Raw genomic sequence first — 7,316 nt, 5'->3', positions numbered from 1 at the left:
CCCCGACAGACTGGGGCCTGCTACCGGGCGCTCCGGTGCCTACCCGGACGGGACTCTCACCCGCTGGCCTGGTCCAGCTTCCAGGACGCAACATGCGTCAACCATAAGTTGACGAATCCAGATCGTCAACCTCAAGTTGACGATCACCGGGGGAGTCTCTGCCGAAGAGCCCGAGCGAACGCCAGGGCCGCCGCATCGACCTCCTCTTCCCGGGCAGCCGACCGCAACCACGCGGCGAGCGGCCCCGCGAGAGCAGGCGAAAGAGCAGCGATCCACCGAGAACTCCCGGCCCGAGCCTCGGCAACGTGCTCGGTATACCCACCCTCGAGGTGAGCGACGACCTCCGGCCGAGTGGCGAGCAAACCGCCAACCCGCCAGTCACCCGGCGTCGAAACGGCGGCAAGCCGCTCAAGCGACTCGGCAACCCCGAGAACTTCATCCCGCTGACCAACATCCACGACCACATCATCCGGCCAACGCCCCGGGCCGCGGCAGCCGCCTCGCAGCCCTGCTTTCAGACCTCGTCGTCGGAGCGAAGGGGAGGGACAGCCGAACACCCGCAAGAGGATCAGCGCCACGACGTTGCGGTCCTGATTCAAGCAGCGAGCACAGTCAACCGGCTGGTGAAAGTCACTGCCCGAGAAATGTGGCCGCGGCAGGGTTCGAACCTACGCCAGGGCAAGCACTCTTCCGCTCTCTGCTCCTCGCGATTCCAGGAGACCGTCGTGCGGATCTCCCGCAGGTTGGTACCGCCACCGATCTCCGTGCAGCACAACGCATAGACCTGGTTCCCAGCGATCTCGTCCGTTCCCTAATCGGACCAGAACCGGCCTGCACATTCGGAGAGCAGCACGCTGGCCCGCACCAAGTCGCTGCACGCATTTTCGTCGATCAGGGTGACGGACACTAGCGCTACGGAGGCGACTGGGCGGGAGCACCGCGACGTCCCGGGTGTCGATCACAGTCACGACCTGCGGTCCCGAGGAGCTGACGCTGGAGAGCCACAACTTGATCGCGAGCCATGTCATCAACGAAACGACGCTCTGGTAACACGGGCATCTCTCGTCTCATGCGCATCGTTGCGACGACCTAGCCCAATCGAAGCCCAAGACCTCGCGATGTGGCGGAAGCGCCACACGGCTGAGCGCCCGCGCCACCGTTATCGTTGGGTCAACTGTCGAGAAGACGAACAAACGGACGAGCCACCATGTCACGGCGCGTACGAGATCCCCAGGCCTTCGCGCCCGCCGACCTGCCCGGTTTCATCGGACGGCGAACTGAGCTGAGCGAGGTCCGGAAAGGGCTGTCGGCGTCCCGGTTGGTGACACTCACCGGCGTTGGCGGCGTCGGCAAAACCCGGCTTGCGATGCGGGCCGCCTGGGAAATGCGGCGGTCGTTTCCCGACGGCGTATACGTGGTGGAACTCGCAGGTCTCGAAGACGGTGGCCTGGTGTCTCAGGCGGTCGTGACCTCCCTGGAGCTCCCGGATCAGTACACCCGCTGGACTCCGGACACACTGGCTGGAAAGCTGGCGGACCGGCGACTTCTGCTCGTTCTGGACAACTGCGAGCACCTGCTGGACACGTGCAGCCATCTCGTGGCGACCCTGCTGCGACGGTGCCCGGACCTGAGAGTTCTGGCCACAAGCCGACAAGCACTGGGCATTGCCGGAGAGCTCATTCAACCAGTCTTGGCCCTCCGCTTTCCGCCCGACGACGCACCACGGTCCGCTGAGGCATTGCGCGCCTTCGAGGCGATCAAACTCTTCGAGGACCGAGCGGCCGCTGCGGTGCCACACTTCGAAATCGACGAGCACAACGGCCAAGCAGTAACAGGCTTGTGCAGACGACTGGACGGAATCCCCTTGGCAATCGAACTCGCTGTCGCGCGGCTCCGAATCCTCTCACCCGCGCAGCTCCTGCAGCGACTGAACGACCGGTTCAACATGCTCACGTCCGGCAACCGCGTCGCGCTCCCCCGGCAGCAGACACTTCGCGCATCGATCGACTGGAGCTTCCAGCTCTGCACCCAACAGGAACAAGCCCTCTGGAGCCGAGCGTCGGTGTTCGCTGAAAGCTTCGACATCGACGCGGCCGAGAACGTCTGCTCCGACGCCGCTCTGCCGGGACGGGACATGCTCACAGCGGTAGCCGGCCTGCTGGACAAGTCCGTCATCAGCCGTGACGAACGTGACGGCGTAGTTCGGTACCGATTGCTGGAAACCATCCGCCAGTACGGCCGCGAGGCGTTGCGCAAAGAAGGTCGTGAAGGTGAATTTCAGAAGCGGCACCGGGACTGGTACCTGAAGCTGGCCCAAGACACGCACGACCGCTGGTTCGGGCCCAGCCAAGTCGAGTGTGCGAAACGAATGCGATTGGAGCACCCCAACATTCGCGCCGCACTCGAATTCGACCTTGCCGAACCTGGAGAATCCCACGAGGGCCTGCGCATCGCTGAGGCATACCGGGACGTGTGGAGGGTCAACGGACTCACCAGCGAGGGACGCCGCTGGTTCGACCGCCTTCTGGCGCGAGACGTCGAACCGAGCGAAACCAGAGCCTGGACGCTCCTCAGCGCCAGCCACCTCGCACTCCTGCAAAACGACCTCACCACGGCGAACCGCATGCTCGCAGAGCACCGACAACTGGCCGCCGACCTCGGCGACGTCGCCTCCGCATCGCACAGGAAAGTCCCCGAAGCCTTCGCTGCCATGCTCAATCGCGACTTCACGCATGCGATCGCGCTGCTCGAAGAGTTCGTCGCCCAGCACCGCAACTCTGGCGAGTTGTACTGGCTTCCCGCTGCGTTGGTGTGTCTCAGCATCAGCTACTCGTTGCGCCACGACCGAGAACAAGCCATGAACCAGTGGCAAGAACTCCTTGATTTCTGCGAGCACCACGGGGAGCTCTGGCGCCGGGCATACGCGTTGTGGGGCCTCGGATTCGAAACGTGGCGGCATGGTGACGGGCACAAAGCGGAAGCACTTCAGCTGAAATGCCTCGCCACACAACGCGATTTCCACGACCAGAATTGCACTGCGATATGCCTCGAGACCATGAGTTGGATCGCTGCGAGCATGGGTCGCAGCGAGCAAGCCGTCCAGTTGGCCGGAACCGCCTATGCCCTGCGCAGGGAATACGGAGGCATGCTGTTCTCCTACTTCGACGAGTACCACGACCGCTGCCAAGAACAAACTCGGCAGGCTCTAGGCGAGACCTCCTACGCCAATGCCTTCGAGGCAGGCGCACGCATGCCGATCGACCAGGCCGTAAGACGGATCCTCGGCAAAGCCCCCGCTCACAAGGAACCTGCCCAGGACGAGCCGACCGAACAGCTCACCAAACGCGAACGCGAAGTCGCATCCCTAGTGGCACAGGGAATGAGCAACAAACAAATCGCCCAAACACTCGTCATCTCCCAACGCACCGCCGAAGCCCACGTCGAACACATCCTCACCAAGTTCGGTTTCACCTCACGCAGCCAAATCGCCGCCATGGTCGCCGGGGCACGAACAGGTCACAACGCCTCCGATTCATCCCTGTGACAATTCCCCTCGGACACGGTACTTTTCGCGGGTCCGCGCTGGGACCAGCAGCCGCGTCAGGGCGACGTCTGGTCCAAGGAGGCGCGGCAACGGATCAAGGATCTGGGTATCCAAACGGCGCGGTACGTGCCGTACCACTTCGAGATGGGCGCCACTGCGATGATGGTCCTTATCGGGAACGAGATCCCGTTCCCGCCGGGCTCGGAGATCGACGCGGCGACCGTGATCAATGCGACGGAGGAGTTACTTCTTAGCCCGGCCCTTCAGGTGAATAGTGTTTCGGCGACTCGATCTGCCGGTTCGTAGCGAACTTGTCTGACTCGACCATGGCGTAGAAATCGGCAGCGGTGAGCGCGTTAGGTGTTGGCCTGTTCTCCACCTCGGCGCGGGCTTCGGCACGTTCGGCTTGTGCTTCGTTGATCGCATCTGTCAGCGCCGCCGGATCAACACCCGCACCGATCGGCGTTTGGAAGCAGCAAGCCTCGCCTCAGCGTCGGCGAGCCGCTTCTTGGCGGTCTCCAGCGTGGCAGCTGTGGTGCTCGGAGTGTTCCTCCACGACAGCCGCGGTTGATCGCCCCGGCCTGTCCTCGCCTGCTGCATGTCCGGTCAGCATTCCGGATGCTTCCGCAATACCCGCCGCGCCGGGTTCGGGCCGCTGAGCGCAGTTCCGGTCACCGGAACTCGGCCGTCGACTTCCGGTCCCGGCGGCCGCCACCCTGGGGCACGACTCCGAACCGGAAAAGGAACGTGATGGCAGGCCAGACCTCGACGACGGACCGCGACGCCGCGGTCATCGCAGCCGCCGACCGGCTCCAGGCAGCGGCTCGCAACGGTGTTCCCTGCAGCCCGGTACGCGATCTGCTCGGTGCCGACGGCATCGACCTCGCCTACGAGGTGCAACGACTGCTCACCGAGAAACGCACCGCCGCCGGGATGGCAGTTGTGGGGCGCAAGATCGGACTCACGTCGCCAGCGGTGCAGCGGCAGATCGGCGTTGACCGGCCGGACTTCGGGGTGCTCTTCGACGACATGGACGTCTCAGCGCTTCCCGAAGTCCCAAGTCGACGGCTGCTGCAGCCCAAGGCCGAAGCCGAGGTCGCGTTCTTCCTCGGCGCAGACCTCGACACCGACGCACTAGATCTGGAGGCCGTGCAAGGTGCGGTGGAGTACGCGGTCGCAGCGATCGAGATCGTGGACAGCCGGATCGCGGACTGGGACATCCGGATCACCGACACCGTGGCCGACAACGCCTCCAGCGGCCTCTACGTGCTGGGATCGGAACAGGTCCGACTGCGCGATTTCGATCCGCGTGAGGTCACCATGCAGATGTTCGTCGACGACGAACCCGCTTCTCGGGGCGATGGGGCCGCGTGCCTCGGCAATCCGCTCAACGCCCTGCTCTGGCTGGCCCGAACCGCGCGGGACTTCGGTGCGCCGCTGCGCGCCGGGCAGGTCGTGCTCTCCGGGGCGCTCGGCCCCATGGTTGCGACTCCCCCGGGCGCGACCGTCCGCGCGGAGATCTCCGCGCTCGGCTCGGTGACCGCCCGCTTCTCGACCGAGGAAGTGCGATGAACAAGACCAAGGTCGCCGTGATCGGCTCCGGCAACATCGGCACCGACCTGATGATCAAGATCCTCCGCGTGTCCGGGGCACTCGAAATGGCCGCTATGGTCGGCATCGACCCGGACTCCGACGGCCTCGCCCGAGCTAAGCGGCTGAAGGTCCCGACCACGCACGAGGGCGTCGACGGCCTGATCGCGATGGACGGCTTCGCCGACATCGAGATCATCTTCGACGCCACCTCCGCAGCCGCGCACCGCGCCAACGCCGCCAAGCTCGCACCGCACGGCAAGAAGCTTGTCGACCTGACCCCGGCAGCGACCGGACCGTACATCGTGCCGCCGGTCAATCTCGACGAGCACCTCGACCGAGACGTGGACAACGTCAACATGGTCACCTGCGGAGGACAGGCCACAATCCCGGTGGTGCACGCCATCGCGCAGGTTACGTCGGTGCCCTACGCCGAGATCGTCGCCTCGATCTCCTCCCGGTCGGCCGGCCCGGGAACCCGGGCGAACATCGACGAGTTCACCGAGACGACCGCAGCGGCGATCGAAACCGTGGGTGGTGCGCAACGCGGCAAGGCCGTGATCGTCCTCAACCCCGCAGAGCCGCCGCTGATCATGCGCGACACCGTGTTCGCGCTGATCGGCGACGCCGACCACGCCGCGATCGAGAGGTCGATCCGCACCATGGTCGACCGTGTGGCCGCGTACGTGCCCGGCTACCGGCTCAAGCAGGACGTGCAGCTCACCCCGATCGCTGCAGACGACCCGGTCCACACCCTGCTGCCCGACGACGCGGACCCGGTGACGACCAAGGTAACGGTGCTCCTCGAAGTCGAGGGCGCCGCCCACTACCTGCCCGCCTACGCGGGAAACCTCGACATCATGACCTCCGCCGCGCTGCGCACCGGCGAAGCAATCGCCCAGCACGGCAACACCACCGCCGAGGTGGTCCGGTGACCACCACCGCAGAGCCCCGGAAGGCCGAAGGCATGAACGACGCAGTGGATCTCTACGTCCAGGACGTCACCCTGCGCGACGGGATGCACGCCGTGCGGCACCGGATCACGCCGTCCGAGGTGTCCCGGATCGTCGCGGCCCTGGAGCAGGCGGGCGTGGACGCGATCGAGGTCGCCCACGGCGACGGCCTCGCCGGCGGCAGCCTCAACTACGGGCCCGGCTCCCACACCGACTGGGAGTGGATCGAAGCCGCAGCCGACAGCATCGAGCAAGCCACCCTCACCACCCTCCTGCTGCCGGGCATCGGCACCATCGCCGAACTCGAACGCGCCGAGTCCCTCGGCGTCCGCTCGGTCCGCATCGCCACCCACTGCACCGAGGCCGACGTCGCCGCCCAGCACATCGCCAAGGCCCGCGAACTCGGCATGGATGTCTCCGGGTTCCTGATGATGAGCCACATGGCCCCCGCGGCGAAGCTGGCGGAACAGGCCAAGCTCATGGAGTCCTACGGCGCGCACTGCGTCTACGTCACCGACTCCGGCGGCCGGTTGACCATGGACGGCGTCCGCGAACGCATCCGCGCCTACCGCGATGTGCTCGATCCGAACACCCAGATCGGCATCCACGCCCACGAGAACCTCTCGCTGTCCGTGGCCAACTCCGTCGTCGCCGTCGAAGAGGGCGTGCGACGCGTGGACGCCTCGCTCGCGGGGCACGGCGCGGGCGCCGGCAACTGCCCCATCGAAGCGTTCGTCGCGGTGGCCAGCCTCAACGGCTGGAAGCACCGCTGCGACCTGTTCGCCCTCCAGGACGCGGCTGACGACCTCGTCCGTCCGCTGCAGGACCGCCCGGTCCGAGTCGACCGGGAAACCCTCACCCTCGGCTACTCCGGGGTGTACTCCAGCTTCCTGCGCCACGCCGAGACCGCCTCGAAGCAATACGGCATCGACGTGCGCGCCATCCTGCTCGAGGTCGGCCGCCGGAAGCTGGTCGGCGGGCAGGAGGACATGATCGTCGACATCGCACTGGACCTGCTCGCCGCGCAGTAGCCGCACCATGAGGCAGGTCGAGCAGTGCCGCGGGCACGTCCAGCAGATCGAGTACCTCGGTGTGCCGGTCGGCGCACCTGTCGCTGAGCATGCCGCGCTGCGCCATCAGTCCCCGGATCCCCGCGCCGTCCGTGCCGGCTGACCGCGGTGCATTCGCCGTTTCGCGAAGGTAGAGCAAGTGCGGCGAGGCCGCCGGTT

Annotated in this window: 5 protein-coding genes; all 5 read left to right on the top strand. The window is 66.0% G+C overall.

Features of this window, described 5'->3' with window-relative positions; genetic code table 11:
- Positions 1-1,597 precede the first annotated feature (1,597 nt).
- The 5 genes from ACWDKQ_RS24095 (at position 1,598) to ACWDKQ_RS24075 (ending at position 7,260) form a co-directional block, all read left to right on the top strand.
- A complete protein-coding gene (locus ACWDKQ_RS24095; RefSeq protein WP_450141016.1) occupies positions 1,598-3,544 on the top strand; it encodes an ATP-binding protein in 1,947 nt (648 codons plus the stop codon).
- Between the two features lie 750 nt (positions 3,545-4,294).
- The gene (locus ACWDKQ_RS24090) at positions 4,295-5,116 is read left to right on the top strand and encodes a 2-keto-4-pentenoate hydratase (RefSeq protein ID WP_450141015.1); all 822 of its coding nucleotides are present in this window, start codon (positions 4,295-4,297) and stop codon (positions 5,114-5,116) included.
- A complete protein-coding gene (locus ACWDKQ_RS24085) occupies positions 5,113-6,069 on the top strand; it encodes an acetaldehyde dehydrogenase (acetylating) (protein WP_450141014.1) in 957 nt (318 codons plus the stop codon). The genes ACWDKQ_RS24090 and ACWDKQ_RS24085 overlap by 4 nt, the downstream gene beginning before the upstream one ends.
- Complete coding sequence (gene dmpG / locus ACWDKQ_RS24080) at positions 6,066-7,118, top strand: 4-hydroxy-2-oxovalerate aldolase (protein ID WP_450141013.1); 1,053 nt, start codon at positions 6,066-6,068, stop codon at positions 7,116-7,118. Before ACWDKQ_RS24085 ends, dmpG begins: the two co-directional genes overlap by 4 nt.
- A gap of 7 nt (positions 7,119-7,125) precedes the next feature.
- Positions 7,126-7,260, top strand: coding sequence for a hypothetical protein (locus tag ACWDKQ_RS24075; protein WP_450141012.1), 135 nt, complete (start codon positions 7,126-7,128; stop codon positions 7,258-7,260).
- The last annotated feature ends 56 nt before the right edge of the window (positions 7,261-7,316 follow it).

It is taken from the genome of Saccharopolyspora sp. NPDC000995 (genome assembly GCF_053599315.1).
The sequence above is the reverse complement of the archived record's forward strand: the minus strand, read 5'-3'. Positions and strand labels throughout refer to the sequence as shown.

Excerpts from the sequence above, each read along its gene's own strand:
- ACWDKQ_RS24090 (WP_450141015.1), top strand. The coding sequence starts at position 4,295 with ATGGCAGGCCAGACCTCGACGACGGACCGCGACGCCGCGGTCATCGCA.
- ACWDKQ_RS24085 (WP_450141014.1), top strand. The coding sequence starts at position 5,113 with ATGAACAAGACCAAGGTCGCCGTGATCGGCTCCGGCAACATCGGCACC.
- ACWDKQ_RS24075 (WP_450141012.1), top strand. The coding sequence starts at position 7,126 with ATGAGGCAGGTCGAGCAGTGCCGCGGGCACGTCCAGCAGATCGAGTAC.